This window comes from Nonomuraea rosea (genome assembly GCF_039539705.1).
Classification (GTDB): Bacteria; Actinomycetota; Actinomycetes; order Streptosporangiales; family Streptosporangiaceae; genus Nonomuraea; species Nonomuraea rosea.
This window is the reverse complement of record NZ_BAABDQ010000006.1, coordinates 325,162-343,668: the sequence shown is the minus strand read 5'-3', so window position 1 is coordinate 343,668 and position 18,507 is coordinate 325,162. Positions and strand designations below refer to the sequence as shown.

The following is an 18,507-nucleotide window of genomic DNA, read 5'->3' as shown; positions in this document are numbered from 1 at the left end:
CCGGGCCGCAATAGCCCCAGCGGCGCCGGCGGATCGCCGGCGTGTGGCCTCCTAACGCCTGATGGTACGCGCGTTTCCGTACTCTCTGAGGAACTCATCCCACGCCGTGTGCGCGGCGAGCTGGAGGTCGCCGTAGTAGCGCGAGATGGTGCGCTCCATCGGGAAGTACGCGCTGAGCCCGCCGCACCCCTCGACCTTGTCGCCCTGGTGTCCCTCCTGGATCACGAAGCCGCCCGGCGCCTGGATGGCCAGCAGCTTGTCGGCCACCGAGGCCAGCGTCGGATCGGTCCGCGAGTCGGCGACCAGCGCCAGGCAGAGCGTGCGCAGGTCCACCAGCGACCGGTCGAAGTGGAAGCGGGTGGCGACCGACTGGATGCTGTCCACGACGGACCTGTTGACCTCCACCTGCCGGCGCAGGCCGTCGGCGAGCGTCTCGAACTCGCGCATGAACTCCTCGATCCGCGTCGCGTCGACCGCGCACTGCGTGACGGTCTGGTTCGTGCCGCGGTAGGACCTGAGGTACTCCTCCACGATGATCCGCCCGAGCTCCCGGGCGTCCATGCGGGGGTTGGCGGCCATGGCGGAAAGGATCTCGGTGTACGGCCAGCCCTCGTTGGGTTCGAGCTCCTCCGAGCCCACCACGGTGCCGACGTGCTCGCGCAGCTCGTAGCAGACCTCGAGGTTGCTCATGAGACAGGCGTCCATGCCCAGCAGGTCGATCGGCCTGCCGAGCTCCTCGTGCACGCGCCGCATGACGTTGCACAGCTCGATGGTGTCCAGCGAGTGCAGCGTGCCGTCGTCGCCGGCGATCGCCCGCTCGTGGCCGGTGGGCAGCTTGAGCACCTCGGCCAGCGACGTGCTGAACACGGCCTTGGTGACCTCCGGGGTCTCCGTCAGCCTGGCCAGCTCGGAGTAGACGGGCTCTCCGTCGGCCGCCATGCGCGGTGAGCGCCGTACGTATCCCGACTCGATGTCACGCCTGGCCGCGCGGCCGCGGACCTGCGTGTAGAGCTGGTCGAGGTCGTCGGGGGTCCAGCCGCCGCCGTGGTTCCAGATCACCAGCGCGTACCGCCTGGCGGGGGCACGCCTGGTGGCCCAGCGGACGAAGTCCAGGACCGTCTGAGGACTGCCGGAGTCGATCGGCGCCCGCAGCTCCTCGATCATGTCGGGGGCGCCACCGGGGCTGATCTCCATGTGCTGGGCGCGGCCGGCGGTGTTCTGCCGCTTGACGAAGGCGGTGACCCGCACCCCGTTGTACGACTGGACGGCGCGCAGCTCCTCCAGGTCGCGCCCGGCGGCGTCGGACAGGTTGTTGTTGCCCGCCATGTAGACCATGACGTTCCACTCGGCCGGCTCGCCCGGCGTCGTTGCCGGCGGCCGTGCGGTCATGGCCTCCTGAGCCTGGCCGAGTGCCTGCCACGTGCTGGGGCCGGCCACGCCGTCGGCCGGGATCCCCTCGCGTTGCTGCAGGTTGAGGACGGCTCCGTAGGTGGCGCCGCCGAAGTACCCGTCGTTCTGCACGCGGTAGCCGCGGGCGCGCAGCAGCTCCTGGAGCCGCCTGACCTCTTGACCTCTGCTGCCGAGTCGCAGCGTGGGCCCGGCCATCAGTCCGCGGCCCAGTGGAAGTTGAAGCACTTGGCGTCCGGCGACAGGTCGCCGGTCGGGATGACGTACATCGGGGTGTGGACGCCGAACATCTTGGCCTTCCACAGCACGATGGTGCCGCCGGTCTGCACGGACCTGGAGTCGAAGCTGGCGTACATCTCGCTCTCGGTCTCGACGAAGCAGATCTGCCGGTCGCTGTCGTCGGTGACCTGGATGCCCTTCCACCACAGGCCGTGCGGGGCCATGCTGATCCGGATCTCGGTGGTGCCCGGAGGGGCGGGGGTCTCGGTCAGGTAGACCACGTCTCCGTCGCGCAGCCGGTGGGCGTTGACGAGGTCGTTCCTGCTGATCCTCATGAGCTGGATGAGGCCGCGTCCCGGCATCCGCTCGAAGCGGACGGGCGCGCGCTGGTCGCCGTGCACGATGGCGAGCAGCTCGGGCAGCTGCGCGACGATCGCGGGCAGCGCCGCCTGCAGGATCGGGCCGAAGTAGCGCTGGTTGAGCTCCCGGTCGGTGATCCGTACGGGGTGCTGGGCGCGGGCGCCGTGCATGGTCTGCAGCAGACCCGGTAGCACCTGCATGATGATCGGCGTGACGGTGCCGATGAGCTGCGGCACGAACTGCAGGAAGCGGTCCTCCTCGTTCTGGTCGGTGTCCGACTTGGGCGGGCCGAACGAGAGGAGCTGTTCCACCAGGGGCGGGATGATGGCCTGCACGACCGGCATGAGGACGGCCGCGACGTCCATGAAGGACCGGTCGGCGGTGAGCTGACTGTAGGCCTCAGGCATGGAGTGACGCTGCTGCTGCGGCTGGTACTCCATGGGCCGGTGCTCCATCCGCGGGCCCATCGGCAGCTGTTGCGCTTGTTGCGGGCGTGCGCCGAACTGCTCGGCTGCCTGGTGGGTCAGCTGGAGGCCCTGAAGGATCGTGGGGAAGAGCACGTTGAGAATCCGTGCTTCCGTGCCCCGCTGCTCCTCTGCGATGTAGGACGGCATGATGTTCTCCCGGCGTTTGGGGGCATTCGTCCACGCTGGACGCTATGAAGGGGCTTTGCCGGGAGCATCAGGGAACGCCCTGGGGATTACCCCGGGGTGATGCCCTAATGACGGGATGAGCTGACTCGGGTCAATCGGACACTGGACGGTCGCCGGACCAAGGCACAGGATGAACGTTGGCCAGGGGGGTGAGTCCGATGGCAGACCGCGCCTTCCGTAACGGACCCGAGCGCTCCCGCGACGAACAGTTCGTCGGTCGAAGCCGTGAACTGGCGGTGCTCCACGCCCAGCTGGGCCGCGTCTGCGAGGGCCGGTCCAGCCTGGTGGTGCTGGAGGGCCCCGCCGGGATCGGCAAGACCGCGCTGACGGGTGAGTTCCTGTCCGCCATCGAGAACGCGATCGTGCTCGACGTGAGCGGGGAGGAGGGCGAGGCGGAGCTGCCCTACGGCGTACTGGGGCAGCTCGGGTCGCAGGCGCAACCCGTACCCGAGGCTTTGGCGTGCCTGCCCGCGCCCGGCGCGCCCGCCAGGCGCGACCCCCTGGTGGTCGGCGCGGCCGTGCTCGAACTGCTCGCTCAGCTGCAGCAGGCCGCGCCGGTCGTGATCGCGATCGACGGGGCGGGCTGGGCGGACCTGCCGTCGCTGCACGCGCTGACGTTCGCGCTGCGCAGGCTGCGCGCGGACCGGGTGCTCGCCATCGTGATCGTCAGGGAGAGCGACCACCCCAGGCTGCCCGACGGCCTGCGCCGGCTGCTGCGCAGCAGCGCGGCGCTCCGGCTGCCGCTGAGCGGGCTCAGCGCGCGCGACCTCCAGGCCCTGAGCGCCCGGCTCGGTCCCGTACGGCTGACGCCCCAGGCGGCGGACCGCCTGCACCGGCACACCAAGGGCGTGCCCCTGCACGCCCGCGCCCTGCTCCAGCAGGTACGCGCCGAGACCCTGGCCGACGTGGACGCCCCGCTGCCCGCGCCGCGCGCCTACACCACCCAGGTGCTCGACCGGCTCGGCCGGTGCGAGCCGCCGGCGCAGCGGCTGGTGACGGCCGCCGCCGTGCTCGGCACGTCCGCGCCCCTGCACCTGGTGGCGCGGATGGCGGAGCTGACCGAGCCGCTGCCCGCGCTGGAGCAGGCCACGGGCGAGCAGCTGCTGGTGGAGTGGCGCACGGGCGCCGGTGTGTCGCTCGGCTTCCCGAACCCGCTGGTCAGGGCCGCCATCTACCACGATCTCGGCCCGGCCACGCGGCGCGGGCTGCACCTCGTCGCGGCGGATCTGGTGGACGACGCGGCGCACCGGCTGCACCACCGGCTGGCCGCCGCCGACCAGGTGGACGCGGACCTGGTGCGCGAGGTGGCCAGGGTGGGGCGGCGCCAGACCGCCGCCGGCCGCTGGTCGAGCGCGTGCGGCTGCCTGACGCGGGCCGTACAGCTCACCGAGGAGGGCCCTGAGCGGGACCGGCTCGTCGCGGAGGCCGTGGAGGCCCTGCTGGAGGCGGGCCGGCCGGACGACGCCGGCACGCTGGCCGCCCAGGTGGCCCCGGCGGCCGACCCGGCGGTGCGCGACTACGCGCTGGGCTCGGTGGCGCTGGTGGCGGGGCGGCTGGACGAGGCGGTCAGGCAGCTCGACAGCGCGTGGTCGCACGCGGGGGGCCACCCGCTGCTCGCCGCCGGGATCGCCGCGCGCCAGGCCATGGCGGCCCTGCTGCGGGGCCATGGGGCCAACGCCGCGGGCTGGGCGGAACGCGCGCTGAACGGTGAGCTCCCCGCCCCGGGGAAGCTCGCCGCGCCTGGCCGACGCGCTGCGGCGGTCAAGGCCGTCCCTGGTGGCGGGCTGGCGCCTGGCGGTGGGACCGTCTCCGGTGGCGGGCTCGCGCGGTCGGCGCAGCTGATGGGGCTGGGGCTGGCCGGGCAGATCGAAGCGGGGCTGGCGCTGAGCGGTGAGCTGCCGGTGCCCGCGCAGGCGACGGCGGGCGAGCTGGACGCGCTGCTGGGCCGGGGCCTGCTGCGCCTGTGGGCGGACGACCTGGGCGGCGCGCACGACGACCTGCTCGGGCTGCTCACCGTGAGCGCCGGCGGCTCGGCCCCGTTCCAGCTCCTGGTGGCGACCGCGCTGGCCCAGACCGAGTACCGGCTCGGCCGCTGGGACGAGGCGGCCGCGCACGCCGAGCTCGGGGCCTCGACCGCCGACGACCTCGGCCAGGTCTGGCTGGCGAGCTACGCCCACGCCGTGGCCGCCCTGGTGCCCGCCGCCCGCGGCGAGTGGGAGCGGGCCGGCACCCACGTGCGCGCCGCCCGCGCCGCGTGCGGTCAGGACAACACCTCAGCCCACCTCAGTACGGCCGGCGCCGAGGCCCTGCTGGCCACCGCCAAAGGCGACCATGAGGCGGCCATCACCGCGCTCATGCCGCTGACCAGGACGAACCTCCCCGACGAGCCGGCCGTCGTGCTCTGGCGCACGATCCTGGCCGACGCCCTGGTCAACGCGGGCCTGCTGGAGGAGGCCGAGGCGGTCCTGGTGCCGTGCGAGCTGCTGGCGCTGGACAGGGAGCGCCGCGGGGTCCTGGCCGCCGCCGCCAGTGCCCGGGCGGGGCTGCACGCGGCCAGGCACGAGCCGGTCGAGGCGGAGTCCGCGTACCGGGTCGCGCTGGAGCATTCGGCCAAGATCGACACGCCGTTCGAGGAGGCGCGGATCCGGCTCGCGCTCGGAACGTTCCTGCGCCGCAGGGGCCGCAGGTCCGCCGCCGCCGAGCAGCTCGAAGCCGCCCAGCTCACGTTGTCCAGGTTGGGGGCGCTGCCGTACCTGGAGAAGTGCGACCTGGAGCTGGCCGCGAGCGGGCGGGCGGTGCTGCGCCCGCAGGACACCGCCAGGCTGGGGCTGACGCCGCAGGAGCACACGGTGGCGGTGCTGATCAGCCGGGGGCTGACCAACCGGCAGGCGGCGCGCAAGCTGGTGCTGAGCGTCAAGACGGTCGAATACCACCTGAGCCACATCTACACCAAGCTCGGCATCACCTCACGAACGGCGCTCATCGGCCGGCTGAGCGACCTGGGGGAGTGACCCGCCAGGGCCGCCGCTCGGCGTCGTCAGGGCCTGGGGAGTGACGCCGGCGGGGGGTGTGCTGCCGTACCGTGGCAGCATCGTGCTGACCTTTCGCGTGCTCGGGCCGCTCGCCGCGCATCTCGACGGCGAGCCGGTCGCGCTGGGCCGGCCGCGTCAGCGCTCGGTGCTCGCCCGGCTGCTGGCCGCCGGGGGACAGGCCGTTCCGGTGGACCGGCTCATCGACGACCTGTACGCGGGTGAGGCGCCGCCCAAGGCGCTCGCGGCCGTCCAGTCCTACGTCTCCAACCTGCGCCGCGCCCTGGAGCCCGGCAGGTCGCCGCGCGCCCCGGCCGGCGTGCTCGTCACCCAGGCTCCCGGCTACGCGCTGCGGCTGGAGGCGGGAGCGGTGGACGCGTGGCGGTTCGAGAGCCTGGTGAGCGATCCGGCGGCCGGGCACGAGCGGCTGGCCGAGGCGCTGAGGCTCTGGCGCGGACCGGCCTACCAGGAGTTCGCCGGGGCCCACTGGGCCGATGCGGAGGTGGCGCGGCTGGAGGAGCTGCGGCTGTCCGCGATCGAGCGCCATGCCGACGCGGTCATCAGGCTGGGCGGGGCGGCGGGGGCCGTACCGGAGCTGGAGCGGCTGGTGGGCGAGCATCCGCTGCGCGAGGGGGCGTGGGCGCTGCTGGCCAGGGCGCTCTACCGGGGCGGCAGGCAGGGCGAGGCGCTCGGCGCGCTGCGCAGGGCCCGCACCCACCTGGCCGAAGAACTGGGCGTCGATCCGGGGCCCGAGCTGCGGCGGCTGGAGGCGGACATCCTCGCCCAGGCCACCCACCTGAGCGCCTCCGCCCCTACGCCCGCCCCCGCCACCCACCTCACGCGCACCCCGGCCGACGAGTCCGGGGCGGGCCGGCAGCCGTACGTCGGCAGGCGGGCCGAGCTGGCCGGTGTGGCCGCGCTGGACGGCGGCGCCGTGCTGGTCAGCGGCGAGCCGGGCGCGGGCAAGACGGCCTTCATCGAGCAGGTACGCGGCACGTTCGAGGACCGAGGCTGGGCCACCGGATGGGGCCGCTGCCCCGAGCACGAGGGCGCGCCGGCCGGCTGGGCCTGGGCCGAGCTGCTCAGGGAGCTGGCCGCCCGCTTCCCGCCCGGCGACGCCCGCCAGGAAGCGCTCGCGCCGCTGCTGTCCGACGCCCCCGTGCGCGGCGACGTGCCCGGAGCCAGGTTCCGGCTGCACCGGGCGGTCAGCGCGTTCGTGACGTCGATCGGGCGGCCCCTGCTCCTGGTGCTCGACGACCTGCACCGCGCCGACGCCGAGACCCTGGCCATCCTCACGCACGTCATCGGCGAGTGCGCCGGCCTGCCGGTCCTGGTCGTGGGCAGCTACCGGCACACCGAGCCGAACGACCACCTCGCCGACGCCCTGGCCGCGATAGCCGCCCGCGAGCCGTCGCGGGTGGAGCTCGGCGGGCTGCCCGCGCCCGAGGTGGCCGAGCTGATCAGCGTCACCTGCGGCCGGCCCGCCGCGCCTGAGACGGTCGCCGCGATCGCCGAGCGGACCGGCGGCAACCCGTTCTTCGTCAGGGAGACCGCGCGGCTGCTCGACTCGGAGGGCGCGACCAGAGACGGTCCGGCCGTTCCCGCGGGCGTGCGCGACGTGCTGCGCCGCCGCGTGGCCAGGCTGCCCGCGCAGGCGCAGACGATCCTGCGGCACGGCGCGGTCATCGGCCGCGAGAGCGACGTGGACGTGCTGACCGCCGTGAGCGGCGCCGACGAGGAGACCGTGCTGGCCGCCATCGAGTCCGGCCTGGTCACCGGGCTGCTCACGGAGCCGGAGGCGGGGCGGCTGAGGTTCGCGCACGTACTGATCCGGGACACTCTTTACGATGATCTGTCCCGGATCCGCCGGGCCCGCCTGCACCTGCGCGTGGCCAGGGCCATCGAGGAGCACGACCCGGGCGACGTCGCCGCGCTGGCCCACCACTACTCCGCCGCGGGCGCCGAACCGGGCAAGGCGGTGCGTTACGCCAGGCTCGCCGCCGAGCAGGCCGAGCGCCGTTTCGCCCACCACGAGGCGGCGGCGCTCTGGCAGCAGGCGCTCGACTCCTTCGCCGGCGACCCGCGCGAGCGCCTGGAGCTGACGCTGTCGCTGGTGTCCGCCCTGGCCAACACCGGACAGCTCGTCAAGGCCCGCACCCACAGGGAACGCGCCGTCCGCGACGCGCTCCCCCTCGGCGATCCCGACCTGCTCGCCCGGGTGAGCGTGTCGTTCGAGGTGCCGACGTTCTGGAGCAGCAGGGAGTACGGCACGCTCGACGCCGGCCTGATCGAGGCCGTCGAGGAGACGCTGACCCGCCTCCCGCCGGGCGACGGGACGACCCGCTGCCGGCTGCTGACGACGCTCGCGTTCGAGCTGGAGGGCGAGCCGACCGAACGCGGCTACCTCGCCTCCCAGGAGGCCGTCGCCATGGCCCGCCGGCTGGGCGACCGCCACCTGCTCGTGCTCGCGCTCAACGGCCGCTTCCACCAGAGCTTCCGGTACGGCGGCCAGGCCGAACGCGTCTCCCTGGGCCACGAGCTGCTGAGCCTGTCCGGCTCCGACGTGACGGTCGAGGTGCTCGGCCACCTCATGCTCATGCAGGCCGCCATCAACGCCGCGGACCTGGCCGCCGCCGACCGGCACGCCGACCGGGCCAGGCACCTGGCCGACCTGTACGACCTGCCGCTCACCCTGGCCGTGACCGGCTTCTACGACGGCCTGCGCGCCGTGCTCGCGGGCGACCACGAGGCGGCCGAGCTCCGCTACCGCGCGGGCGCGGAGCTGGCGGGCCGGCTCGGCATGTGGCAGCACGAGGTGGGCCTGCTCCTCCTCGCCCGGTACGGCATGCACCTCATGCGCGGCGACACCGCCCCGCTCCTGCCCGACCTGGCGCCGTTCGCCGCCGAGGGGCCGTGGCGCGAGCAGACCCTTGAGCTGTACGCGCTGGCGCTCTGCCACGCGGGCCGCCCGGCGGAGGCGCACGCCCTGGTGGCCGCCGGGACGCCGCCGATCAGGCGCGACTACTTCTGGCACATCCTGACGGCGGTTCGCGGCCTGCTCGGCATCGCGCTCGACGACGCCGGGCGGGCGGAGGCCGCGTACGAGGCGCTGCTGCCGTTGTCGGCCGAGCCCGTGGGGAGCACCGGGTACCTGGCGGTGTGGCCGACGGCGCAGGTGCTGGGGGAGCTGGCGGCGTACCTGGGGCGGCCCGCGGAGGGACACTTCCGGGACGCGCTGGCGGTCGCCGAGCGCGCGGGGGTCCGGCCGTGGATCGACGCGGCCATGGAGCGAATTGATCGAATGGCTGAAGAGCGCTCATAGCGAATGGCTAGGATCGAGGCCCCTTTTCCCTGAGGAGCCGCTGGCCGGCCCCCCGTCATACGCGGCCCCACGTTGATCGGTCCTTCATTTACGATCACATTGACCGTATTGGGGTTCGGGGGGAACGAAATGATCGCAGCGCGGCCGAAGACCTTGCTGGCCATGGGACACCAGGTGGCCGATCGGCTCATCACGAGCCGGGTGCGCGACCGCCTGGCCGCGATCGCCGACGTGAATCCGGACCTGGTGGCCGCCGACTTCGCCGACCCGGCCGTGGCGGGGGAGCTGGCGTCGGCGGAGGTGCTCTACACGAGCTGGTGGTGCCCGCCCATCACCGAGGACGTGCTGGCCAGGGCCCCCAGGCTGCGGGCGATCGTGCACGCGGCCGGCACCGTCAAGCACCACGTCACCGAGGCGTGCTGGCAGCGCGGCATCCTCGTCTCGTCCGCTGCGGCGGCCAATGCCGAGCCCGTCGCCGAGTACACGCTGGCCTCGATCCTGTTCGCCAACAAGCGCGTGCTGGACCTCGCCAGGCTCTACCGCGAGCGGCGTGCGGGGATCGACCTGGAGGGCAGCTTCCCCGGGATCGGCAACTACCGGCGTACGGTCGGCATCGTGGGCGCCTCCAGAATCGGCCGGCGGGTGATCGAGCTGCTTAGGCCGTTCGAGCTCGACGTGCTGGTGGCGGACCCGTACCTGCGTGAAGACCTCGGCGTGCCGCACGTCGAGCTGGACGAGCTGTTCGAGCGGTGCGACGTGATCAGCGTGCACGCGCCCGCGCTGCCGGAGACCAGGCACCTCATCGACGCCGCCCGCCTCGCGCGCATGCGCGACGGCGCGACGCTGATCAACACGGCCCGCGGCGCGCTCGTCGATCAGGACGCGCTCATCGCCGAGCTGGCCGCCGGCCGCCTGTACGCGGTGATCGACGTGACCGAGCCCGACGTGCTGCCCGCCGACTCGCCCCTGTACGACCTGCCGAACGTGCTGCTCACCCCGCACATCGCGGGATCGCTCGGCGGCGAGCTGGCGCGGCTGACCGAGCTGGCGCTGGACGAGCTCGAAAGGTACGCCCATGGGCAGCCCTTCGCGTACGGGATAGAAGCGGAGGCACTGGCCACGAGTGCGTGATGACGGGAGGATCGGGTCGGCCCTACGCTGCTCTGCATGCACAAACGGGTGATCGACGACCGCTTCGAACTGGTGGAGCGGCTCGGCGGCGGCGGCATGGGCCTGGTGTGGCGGGCCTGGGACGTGGCGCTGCACCGCGAGGTCGCGCTCAAGGAAGTGCGGCCTCCTGACCCGTCGATGGACGAGCAGGACCCCGCGGGCGCTCGCGAGCTGCGGGCCAGGGTGCTGCGCGAGGCGCGGGCGCTGGCCCGGCTGAACCATCCGAACGTGGCCACCATCCACCACATCGTCGATCCCGGCGAGCAGGGCTATCCCTGGATCGTCATGGAGCTGGTCCCCGGAGGCTCGTTACAGGACCGCATCCAGCGCGGTCCCATGCCGCCGCTGGACGTGGCGCGGCTCGGCCGCGAGGTCCTGTCCGCGCTGCGGGCGGCACACTCCGTCGGCATCCAGCACCGTGACGTCAAGCCCGCCAACGTGCTGCTGCGCGAGGACGGCCGGTCGGTGCTGACCGATTTCGGCATCGCGGCGGTGCGGGAGTCCACGAGCCTGACGGCCACGGGGTCGTTCATCGGCTCGCCCGAGTACATGGCGCCCGAGCGCATCAACGGGGTCGAGGGCGATCCGGCCTCGGATCTGTGGTCGCTGGGCATGCTGCTGTACGTGGCGGTGGAGGGGCGGCATCCGCTGCGCAGGAGCACCACGCTCGCGACGCTGGCCGCCGTGCTCAACCAGGAAGTGCCGCCGGCCGAGCGCGCCGGGCCGCTCGGTCCCGTACTGAACGCCCTGCTCAACCGTGATCCGGCGGCCAGGCCCGACGCCGGCACCCTGGACCGCATGCTGGCCGCGGCGGCCGACCCCGCCGCCGCCCCCTTCCCGTGGGCACCGCCCGCGCCCTGGCACACGACGCCCGGCCACGGCCAGGCGGGGCCGCCCCCGCCCCAGCACACCGTGCCTCCCGGCTACGGCCAGGGAGGCCCGGTCGGCTCCCAGCACACCGTGCCCCCGGGCCATGGTCAGGGAGGGCCGGTCGGCTCCCAGCACACGGTGCCCCCGGGCCTCGGTCAGGGGGCGCCGCCCGCGTCCCAGCACACGGTGCCGCCTGGTTACGGCCAGGGGGTTCCGCCCGGTTACGGCCAGGGGATGCCGCCCGCGTCTCAGCACCCGCTCCCCCCTGGTTACGACCAAGGGGGAGCGGCCCCATGGGGTTCGGCGCCGATCCGGCGGGCGGGCACCGCGCACTCGCGCCGCGCCCGTCGCGGCCCTCGCAACGCGGCGATCGCGGCGTCCGCCGCGGCCGTCGTGATCGCCGGAGTGGTGGTGTGGCGGGTGCTCCCGCCCCCTGCCACCGGGCTCCCCGAGCGGACGGCCCAGGAGATGACGGAGGAGCCGACGCCGGCCACCGTCACCCCGGCGGCGAGCCGCTCACCCGAGGAGACCGAGGAGACCGAGGAGACCGAGGAGAGCGCCCCCGCCAACCTGCACACGCCCGCCGGCATGCGGGCCATGATCGCCAAGGTCAAGGCGGCCGTCGGCGGTTCGAAGGTCGTCAGGATGACGGTGTACCCGACCTACGCCTCCGTCGAAGCACCGATCAAGGGCGACCCGGAGCTCTACGACAGGTACGACTACCGCGACGGCGAGGTCACCCGCTCCGGCATCGGCGGCAAGGTGGACAAGCCCACGGTGGACCTGGACAGGTACAACTGGAACGCCCTGCCCGCCCTGCTCAAGACGGCGACCAAGGAGCTGGGCGTCCCCAAGCCCACCTCGCGCTACGTGATCGTGGACCCCGACTACTCCTTCGCCAGCCCTCGCCAGGTGCTGCTGGTGCACGTGTCGGACGGCTACCGCTCCGGCTACCTGGTCGCCAATCTCGCGGGCAAGGTTGTCCGGAAATATCCGGACGACTAGCCGCATCGCGGAGGCCGCCCGCGACCGTGCGCTCAGCGGCCGAAGATCGCGCGCTCGCGACGGGCGTACCACGGGCTGGTGAGGGCGACGAGGATGCGCAACGGCCGGCCGGCCCCCGCGAGCAGCCGGTCCGCCTCGTCCTCGGTCGCGTACCGGATCAGCCACGGCGCGGTGAACGTGAGCTGCGCGATCCCCGCCCGCTTGGCCACCTGCTTCTCCACCCACGCATAGGCGTCGTAGGGGACGAACCTGGAAATGATCGGAAACAGGTGGGACTCCTCCTCGGCGATGTGCTCGTCGAGGAAGGCGAGCAGCTCGGCCAGCGCCCGGCCGAGCTCGCGCCGGCCGCCGTCCAGCGCGGCCCGGCACCGGTCCATCACGGGGCCGAGCGCCTGGTGGTCGTCGGTGTACGGGCCGAGGTCCACGGCCTGCCCGGCCGTCTGCGCGATCACCGGCCACAACAGGTCGTCCTCGTTGGCGTGGTGATGGTGCACCTCGGTCAGGATCGAGGCCGAGTACGCCCGCGCCGCCGCCAGCCGGCCGCCGCTCATCGGGGTGGCCGCGTCGAGCAGCCCGCTGAGCCTGCGCAGGTCGGCGAGCATGGCGCGGTGGATGACGTACATGGAGGTGAGGTCCGGCTCAGGCTCCCCGCCCTTACGGGCGACGACGGCCGGGATCTGTACGGTGCTCATGGACCCAGCATGAGCACGGCCTCTTTTCGTCCTCTGGTCGCCGACTTGCCGCCTACCGGCCGAGCCGTTCAGAAGCTGTTACCGCGCCCTCACTGCGCCCTCACTGCAGCCTCACTGCGCCCTCGCTGCGGCCTCACCGCGGCCACGGCAGCCGGGCCGCCAGCTTGAACCCGCCGTCCGCCGTCTCCCCGCACTCCACCCGGCCACCGGCCAGCGCCGCCCGCTCCGCCAGCCCGGCCAGCCCCGCCCCCGCCCCGGTGGCCGCGAGGGCGGCCGGGCCGCCGTGCGGCGGGTTGCGCACCTCGACCACCAGCTCGGCCCCTTTCGTGCCCGACACGAGCACGGTGACGGGCTGACCGGGCGCGTGCTTGCGCGCGTTCGTGAGCCCCTCCTGGACGATCCGGTACGCGGCGCGGCCGACCGCATCCGGCACCTCGGACAGGCACACCTCCTGATCGCGCAGCTCGACCCGCATCCCGGCCCGCCGCGACTCCTCCACCAGCGCCCCGAGATCCGACGGTGATCCGGCCGGTGGCGGCGTGGGATCACGAAGGACCGAGATGACGGTCCGCAGCTCCTCCAGCGCCAGCCGGGCGCTCGACCGGATCACCCCGGCCGTCTGCGCGACCTCGCCCGCCGTCGCGTCCACGAGTTTCGCGTGACTCCAGCTGGGATCACCACAGTGCGGAGGACGGAGCGCAAGCTCAGCAGACGTCCTGGTAGCCGCTCTCCGGGATCAGGCGCGTCCACTCGGCCTGGCTCAGCGCCCCGCCCGCCTTGACGCACACCTCCTGCGCCGTCAGGGCCGGATCGACCGGGCTCTCGCGTACGCTGCCGTCCAGCGCCACCCCGCGCAGCCGCTTGCCGTCCTGGCTGAAGGCGGGACCCGCCGCCCATGAGCCGAGCTGGCCCACCTCGCGCAGCGCCTTCGTGTCCCAGAGCGAGGTGCGGGCGGCGTCGATCGTCAGCAGGTCACCGTCCGGGGAGAAGCGCAGCTCGTCCACCGGGGCCGTGCCCGTCGTGATCGCGCCGAGCCGCCGCCCCTTGCGCACGTCCCACAGCAGCACCTGTCCGCCCTCCAGGCCGAACGCCAGCGTGCGCCCGTCGGGGGAGAAGGCCAGCGCGGTCGGTGCGGGCGTCTCCCCACCGGTGAGTCCGCTCGTGGCGGCTGCGAGGGAGAGAGGGCTCACCTTGCCGGTGGCGAGATTGAGCAGGTTGGGGCCGGCGGCCAGCGTCGAGCCGTCCGGGCTGAAGGCCAGGGCCAGGTCGCCCGCGCCCTCGTACACCTTCATGCGCCGCCCCTGGCGCACGTCCCACGTCTCCAGGGTCCGCCCGCGCGCGGTGGCCAGTACGTCGCCCTTGGGGGAGAGCGCCACGGCGGGCACGTCGCCGCCCGCGTCGATGCCGGCCACCTGCCTGCCGCTCGCCACCTGCCACACGGTCACCGGGTCGCCGGCGACGGCGAGCAGCTCGCCGCCCGCGTCGAAGGCCAGGTCTCCGGCGGCGGCGATGCGGCCGAGCTTCTTGTGCTCGACGGTGTCGGTGAGCTCGATCGTGTTGCCGACCTCCTTGGCCGCCACCCGCCCGTCGCCGGAGAAGGCGGCGACCCGGCCGTCGCCGGTCGGGATGGGCAGGCCCGAGACGTCGAGCGAGACGACCGAGCCGGTGCCGCCCAGGTAGCGCAGCGAACGCCCGTCGGCGGAGAACGCCAGGCCGTGCACCGGCTCCTTGAGCGGGTAGACGCCCGCGAGGCGGCGCTCGGCCACGTTCCAGACCCGGACCTCGGCGGTGCCGGGGAGGGCGAGCAGGAGGCCGTCGGGGCTGAAGACGGGTGGCCCGGCGAAGGCGTCATGGCCCGCCGCCAGGCCCTCCCCGGAGTCCGCGCCGCGCGCGCCCGCCGTCTCCAGATCGTCGCGCACACTCAGCCGCTCGGTGACCGCGGGCGCGTCGGTCGCCTCGGTCGCGGGCGCCTCAGCGTGAGCGGGCGTCTTGCCGGCGGTGGGCGAAGTGGCGGTGGGCGACGTGGTGGCGGGCGCAGCGGTAGCGGAGGCAGCGGCGGCGGGGGCTTCGGCGGCGGTGCGCGTGTCGGCGGTGGACGGTGGCTCGGTCGCGGTGGGCGTGTCACCGGTGGGCGCGCCGGTGGTGGGCGTGTCGGTGGTGGACAGTGCGGGGGCGTCCGCCGCCAGCGTCTCCGCACGGTCCGTACGGGCGGCCCGCTCCTGCGCCCCCACGAGCGTGATCCCATCGCGTCCGGTCACCGCCAGCATGGCTCCGTCGGGGCTGAAGGCCAGATCCGGAGCCGCCGCGTCCGCCCCGGTGAGCGGCTGCACCTCGACGATCCGCGTCCTGGCCCGCCCGGCCGCCACGTCCCACAGCTCGACCCGCCCGCCCAGGCTGGAGAAGGCCGCCCGCGCGCCGTCAGGGGAGATCGCCACCTTGCGGTCGGCGACGTCGAACAGGACCTCACCGCCCCGGTACACCTTGGTCCTGTTGCCGCTGCTGATCGCGTACGTGCCCCCGATCGGCGCCCGCCCGGTGGCCACGTCGAACGGCCTGCCGTCGGAGCCCTCCGCGTACCGGCCGTCGTCGCTCAACGCGGTGCTCCCCATGGGCAGCGTGTACGAGGCCACCCGCCGCCCCGCGCGCACGTCCCAGACGGTGATGCCACCGGTGCCCCATCTGACCAGCTCGTCCCCGCGCAGCACGTAGCGGGCCAGCTGGTCGGGAGCCGGATCGGTGAACACCCCCAGCTCCGGCTGCACGAGCGAGGCCTGGAGCGCCGCCCGCGCCTCGAAGACCGGCGACAGCCGCCAGGCGGCCACGCTCAGCCGCATCGCCGTACGCGGATCGGAGGCCCGCAGCGCCTCCGCCCTGGCGGCCACGGCCCGCGCGTCGGCCTCGATGAGCCGGCCGCGCAGGTCGTTCTGGCCGTGCACGGAGACGACGGACATCGTCACCGCGACGGCCAGCACCGCGGTCACCCCGGCCAGAGCGGGGGCGAGCAGCTTCCTGCGCTGCTTGGACAGGGTCACGCTGTCGTTGATGAAGTCGCGTTCGAGCTGGTTGAGCCGCAGGTGCCGGCGCTTGGTCGCGGCCCAGCCGAGCGCCGTGTCGAGCGCCTGGCCGCGGAAGAGGTGGCTCCTGCCGCGCCGGTGCTCGGACCAGCGCCTGGCCGCCTCGCGGATCTCCCGGTGCGCCTCCAGGCCGTCGCGCTCGTCGGCGACCCAGCCGCGCAGCCGGGGCCAGGCGCGGTAGAGCGCGGCGCTGGCCGGGGCCACCCGGTTGTCGCTGATCGCGACGAGCTTGCCGATGGAGGTCTCGGCCGGCGGCACGCGGACGCTGCGGCGTACGAGGAGACCGGCGTCCATGAGCGGGCCGAGCACGTCGCCCTCGTCGTGCGGGCTGTCGCCGTCGAGCAGGCGCAGCAGCAGCCCCGGCACCTCTTCCTGCTGGCGGGGCGTGAGCGACTGGTAGACCTCCTCGGCCACCTCGCCCAGCGGCCGCGGCCCGGCGTACCCGTCCGGGGGACGTACTCCGACGGCCCCGGACAAATCCGTGCGCAGGTCGTCGGCCGCGGGACGACCGGCGGGGTCCTTGGCCAGCGCCTGCCCGACCGGCCCGCGCAGGGCGTCCGGCAGCACGCTCAGATCAGGGTCGACGGTCAGCAGCCGGTGCATGACCCCGCCCAGGCTCTCCCCGCAGAACGGATCGGCGCCCGTCGCCGCGAACAGCACCACCGCGCCCCAGGCGAACACGTCCGCCGCCGCCCCCGGCTCCTGCCCGGTGACCACTTCGGGAGCGAGATAGGTGTACGTCCCGCTCATCGCCGCGCCGGACGGCAGCCCCAGCTCGATCACCTTGGGCCCGTCGGCGGACAGCAGCACGCTCTCGGGGTTGAGCCCGCGATGGGTCAGCCCGGCCTCGTGCAACGCGGCCAGCGCGCCGGCCAGGGCGTCCGCCAGCGCGACCAGCTCGCCGTCCGCGTAGGCGCCATGCAGCTCGACCGCGCGGCGCAGGTCGGGCCCGGCCACGTATTCGCTCACGACGTACGGGATGCCCTTGTCGGAGCCGACGGCGACCACCTCGGCCAGATGGCGGCAGGACACCCGCTCGAACCGCCGCCCGACCTCGCCCCGCGGCACCGTGACCGCGAACCGGCGGCCGTCGTCGTCGTAGGCGTCGTAGACCACGCCGCGCCCGCCCGCGCCGAGCCGGGCCGACAGCCAGCAGCTGCCGAGCCTCTCGGGATCACCGGGCACCAAGCGCATCGTCACTGATGCTTAGATGCACGGCACCGCCCATTGGTTGTCGGAAACGACGCCACAGGTCCCCCGCGCGCCTCGGGGGACCCATGCGTCATGATCATTATGCCAGGCTTCCAGATCTTGCCGGCCATTCCGTGCGCAACACCGACATGAGCACGGAGTCGTGCCACTCGCCGTCCCACAGGAGGGCGTCGCGTTCCACGCCCTCCTCGACGAAGCCGATCTTCTTGTAGACGTGCCGCGCCCGCTCGTTGAAGGTGTAGACGCCGAGCCTGATCCGGTGCAGCGGCGTCGTGGCGAAGGCGTGGTCGAGGACCAGCTCGATCGCCTCGCTGCCGTACCCCTTCCCGAAGGCCCGCGGCCCGATGAGGGCGATGCGCAGATTGCAGGCGAGGTTGTGCTTGTCGAGCTCGTTGAGCACGACCTCGCCCACGTATTCGCCGTCCGCCATGATCGCCAGATCGAGCCGGTCGCCCTGCTCGGCCCTCGTGGCGTACCACTGGCGGGCGGCCTCCCGGTCGATCTCGCCGTGGGAGCCGGTCAGCCGGGTCACCTCCGGGTCGGAGATCAACTCGAAGAGGCCCTCGGTGTGCTCGGGACCGGCCGGGCGCAGCGTCACGCGCTCACCCGTCAGCGTGGGCTTCTCAGCGAACATCCCCTTAGGCATCCTCACTGGCTATCAGGCTTGATCGGGGACGGGCAAACCCATTTTCCGCAGTACGGCGTCCCGCACCTGATCGGGCCGCAACTCGCCGACGTCGGCGATCAGGTCCGCCACCTCACGGAAGTACGGCTCGCGGCGGGCCCGCATCTCGGCCGGACCGAAGTCGGGACGGTGGTCGCTCGACTTCATCCGCTCGGCCAGCACCGCGTCGGGGGCGTCCACCCAGACCACGAACGCGCCACGCAGCGCCTCGCGCACCCGGGGATCCTCAACGGTGCTGGCCGCCGCCGCGATCACCTTGGGCGTCCCGGCCAATTCCTGCAGCACATGCTCGGCCTCGTACCGGTGCAACGCGTCCGCTCCTTCGCGGGCCGCGAGCTGCGCGGCGGTGCCGCCGTACTTCGCTTGGAGGAACGGATCGCTGTCGCTGAACGGCAATTCGAGCGCCGTTCCGATCAACCGTCCGGCCGTCGTCTTGCCCGAGCCCATCAGCCCGATCACCACGACTGGTTTGTTTTTCGACATGTGGATAGAAGTTCCTTCGTGTCAAGGAGGTAAATCTGATGACCATCGCCGGAAGCATCATCCTCATCATGCTCGGTGCGATCCTCACCTGGGCCGTCGAGTTCGACCTCGCCGGCCTCGACATCAACGTAGTCGGTGTCATCCTCATGCTCGGTGGCCTGGCCGGGCTCCTGTTCGGCATCTACCGGATCGCCGTCACACGCAGGGCAGTCGGCCCCATCGACGAACCGGTGCATCGCCACGAGATCTACGAGGAGCCCGAGGCTCGCAGGACCACGGTGTACGAGGAGCGACGCCATTACGACGAACCACCGCTGTAGGAGGTG

The 18,507-nt window shown here is 73.4% G+C and carries 12 protein-coding genes; 5 read left to right on the top strand and 7 right to left on the bottom strand.

Annotated elements, in window-relative coordinates; translation table 11 throughout:
- Window positions 1-51: 51 nt before the first annotated feature.
- On the bottom strand, window positions 52-1,635 hold the full coding sequence (locus ABEA43_RS18070) for a clostripain-related cysteine peptidase (protein WP_345563154.1): 1,584 nt from the start codon (window positions 1,633-1,635) through the stop codon (window positions 52-54).
- The gene (locus tag ABEA43_RS18065; protein ID WP_345563152.1) at window positions 1,605-2,600 is read right to left on the bottom strand and encodes a hypothetical protein; all 996 of its coding nucleotides are present in this window, start codon (window positions 2,598-2,600) and stop codon (window positions 1,605-1,607) included. Before ABEA43_RS18065 ends, ABEA43_RS18070 begins: the two co-directional genes overlap by 31 nt.
- 197 nt (window positions 2,601-2,797) lie before the next feature.
- Here ABEA43_RS18065 and ABEA43_RS18060 point away from each other — a divergent pair, with 197 nt between their 5' ends.
- From ABEA43_RS18060 to ABEA43_RS18045, 4 genes are all read left to right on the top strand, one after another.
- Window positions 2,798-5,650 carry a helix-turn-helix transcriptional regulator gene (locus tag ABEA43_RS18060; RefSeq protein ID WP_345563151.1) on the top strand — a complete coding sequence of 951 codons (2,853 nt, stop codon included), beginning with the start codon at window positions 2,798-2,800 and terminating at the stop codon, window positions 5,648-5,650.
- Window positions 5,651-5,732: 82 nt separating this feature from the next.
- Entirely contained in the window at window positions 5,733-8,990 is a 3,258-nt protein-coding gene (locus ABEA43_RS18055) for an ATP-binding protein (RefSeq protein ID WP_345563150.1), read from the top strand.
- Between the two features lie 129 nt (window positions 8,991-9,119).
- Window positions 9,120-10,121 (top strand): hydroxyacid dehydrogenase, encoded by a 1,002-nt coding sequence (locus ABEA43_RS18050; RefSeq protein ID WP_345563149.1) that lies wholly within the window; start codon window positions 9,120-9,122, stop codon window positions 10,119-10,121.
- 36 nt (window positions 10,122-10,157) lie between these two features.
- A complete protein-coding gene (locus ABEA43_RS18045) occupies window positions 10,158-12,035 on the top strand; it encodes a serine/threonine-protein kinase (protein WP_345563148.1) in 1,878 nt (625 codons plus the stop codon).
- Window positions 12,036-12,067: 32 nt separating this feature from the next.
- On the opposite strand, the gene ABEA43_RS18040 is transcribed toward ABEA43_RS18045, so the two are convergent.
- From ABEA43_RS18040 to ABEA43_RS18020, 5 genes are all read right to left on the bottom strand, one after another.
- Window positions 12,068-12,727, bottom strand: coding sequence for a hemerythrin domain-containing protein (locus ABEA43_RS18040; RefSeq protein WP_345563146.1), 660 nt, complete (start codon window positions 12,725-12,727; stop codon window positions 12,068-12,070).
- A 133-nt stretch (window positions 12,728-12,860) separates the two neighbouring features.
- Entirely contained in the window at window positions 12,861-13,376 is a 516-nt protein-coding gene (locus ABEA43_RS18035) for a sensor histidine kinase (RefSeq protein ID WP_345563144.1), read from the bottom strand.
- A 55-nt stretch (window positions 13,377-13,431) separates the two neighbouring features.
- Entirely contained in the window at window positions 13,432-16,986 is a 3,555-nt protein-coding gene (locus ABEA43_RS18030; RefSeq protein ID WP_345563143.1) for a protein kinase family protein, read from the bottom strand.
- Window positions 16,987-17,092: 106 nt separating this feature from the next.
- Window positions 17,093-17,647, bottom strand: coding sequence for a GNAT family N-acetyltransferase (locus tag ABEA43_RS18025; RefSeq protein ID WP_345563142.1), 555 nt, complete (start codon window positions 17,645-17,647; stop codon window positions 17,093-17,095).
- A gap of 24 nt (window positions 17,648-17,671) precedes the next feature.
- The gene (locus ABEA43_RS18020; protein WP_345563141.1) at window positions 17,672-18,181 is read right to left on the bottom strand and encodes a shikimate kinase; all 510 of its coding nucleotides are present in this window, start codon (window positions 18,179-18,181) and stop codon (window positions 17,672-17,674) included.
- A gap of 38 nt (window positions 18,182-18,219) precedes the next feature.
- Here ABEA43_RS18020 and ABEA43_RS18015 point away from each other — a divergent pair, with 38 nt between their 5' ends.
- Complete coding sequence (locus tag ABEA43_RS18015; RefSeq protein WP_345563140.1) at window positions 18,220-18,501, top strand: hypothetical protein; 282 nt, start codon at window positions 18,220-18,222, stop codon at window positions 18,499-18,501.
- Window positions 18,502-18,507 lie beyond the last annotated feature (6 nt).

Bases quoted from the DNA above. Each gene is read 5' to 3' on its own strand.
- ABEA43_RS18065 (WP_345563152.1), bottom strand. From the start codon at position 2,600: ATGCCGTCCTACATCGCAGAGGAGCAGCGGGGCACGGAAGCACGGATT.
- ABEA43_RS18060 (WP_345563151.1), top strand. From the start codon at position 2,798: ATGGCAGACCGCGCCTTCCGTAACGGACCCGAGCGCTCCCGCGACGAA.
- ABEA43_RS18050 (WP_345563149.1), top strand. From the start codon at position 9,120: ATGATCGCAGCGCGGCCGAAGACCTTGCTGGCCATGGGACACCAGGTG.
- ABEA43_RS18045 (WP_345563148.1), top strand. From the start codon at position 10,158: ATGCACAAACGGGTGATCGACGACCGCTTCGAACTGGTGGAGCGGCTC.
- ABEA43_RS18040 (WP_345563146.1), bottom strand. From the start codon at position 12,727: ATGAGCACCGTACAGATCCCGGCCGTCGTCGCCCGTAAGGGCGGGGAG.
- ABEA43_RS18025 (WP_345563142.1), bottom strand. From the start codon at position 17,647: ATGTTCGCTGAGAAGCCCACGCTGACGGGTGAGCGCGTGACGCTGCGC.
- ABEA43_RS18020 (WP_345563141.1), bottom strand. From the start codon at position 18,181: ATGTCGAAAAACAAACCAGTCGTGGTGATCGGGCTGATGGGCTCGGGC.
- ABEA43_RS18015 (WP_345563140.1), top strand. From the start codon at position 18,220: ATGACCATCGCCGGAAGCATCATCCTCATCATGCTCGGTGCGATCCTC.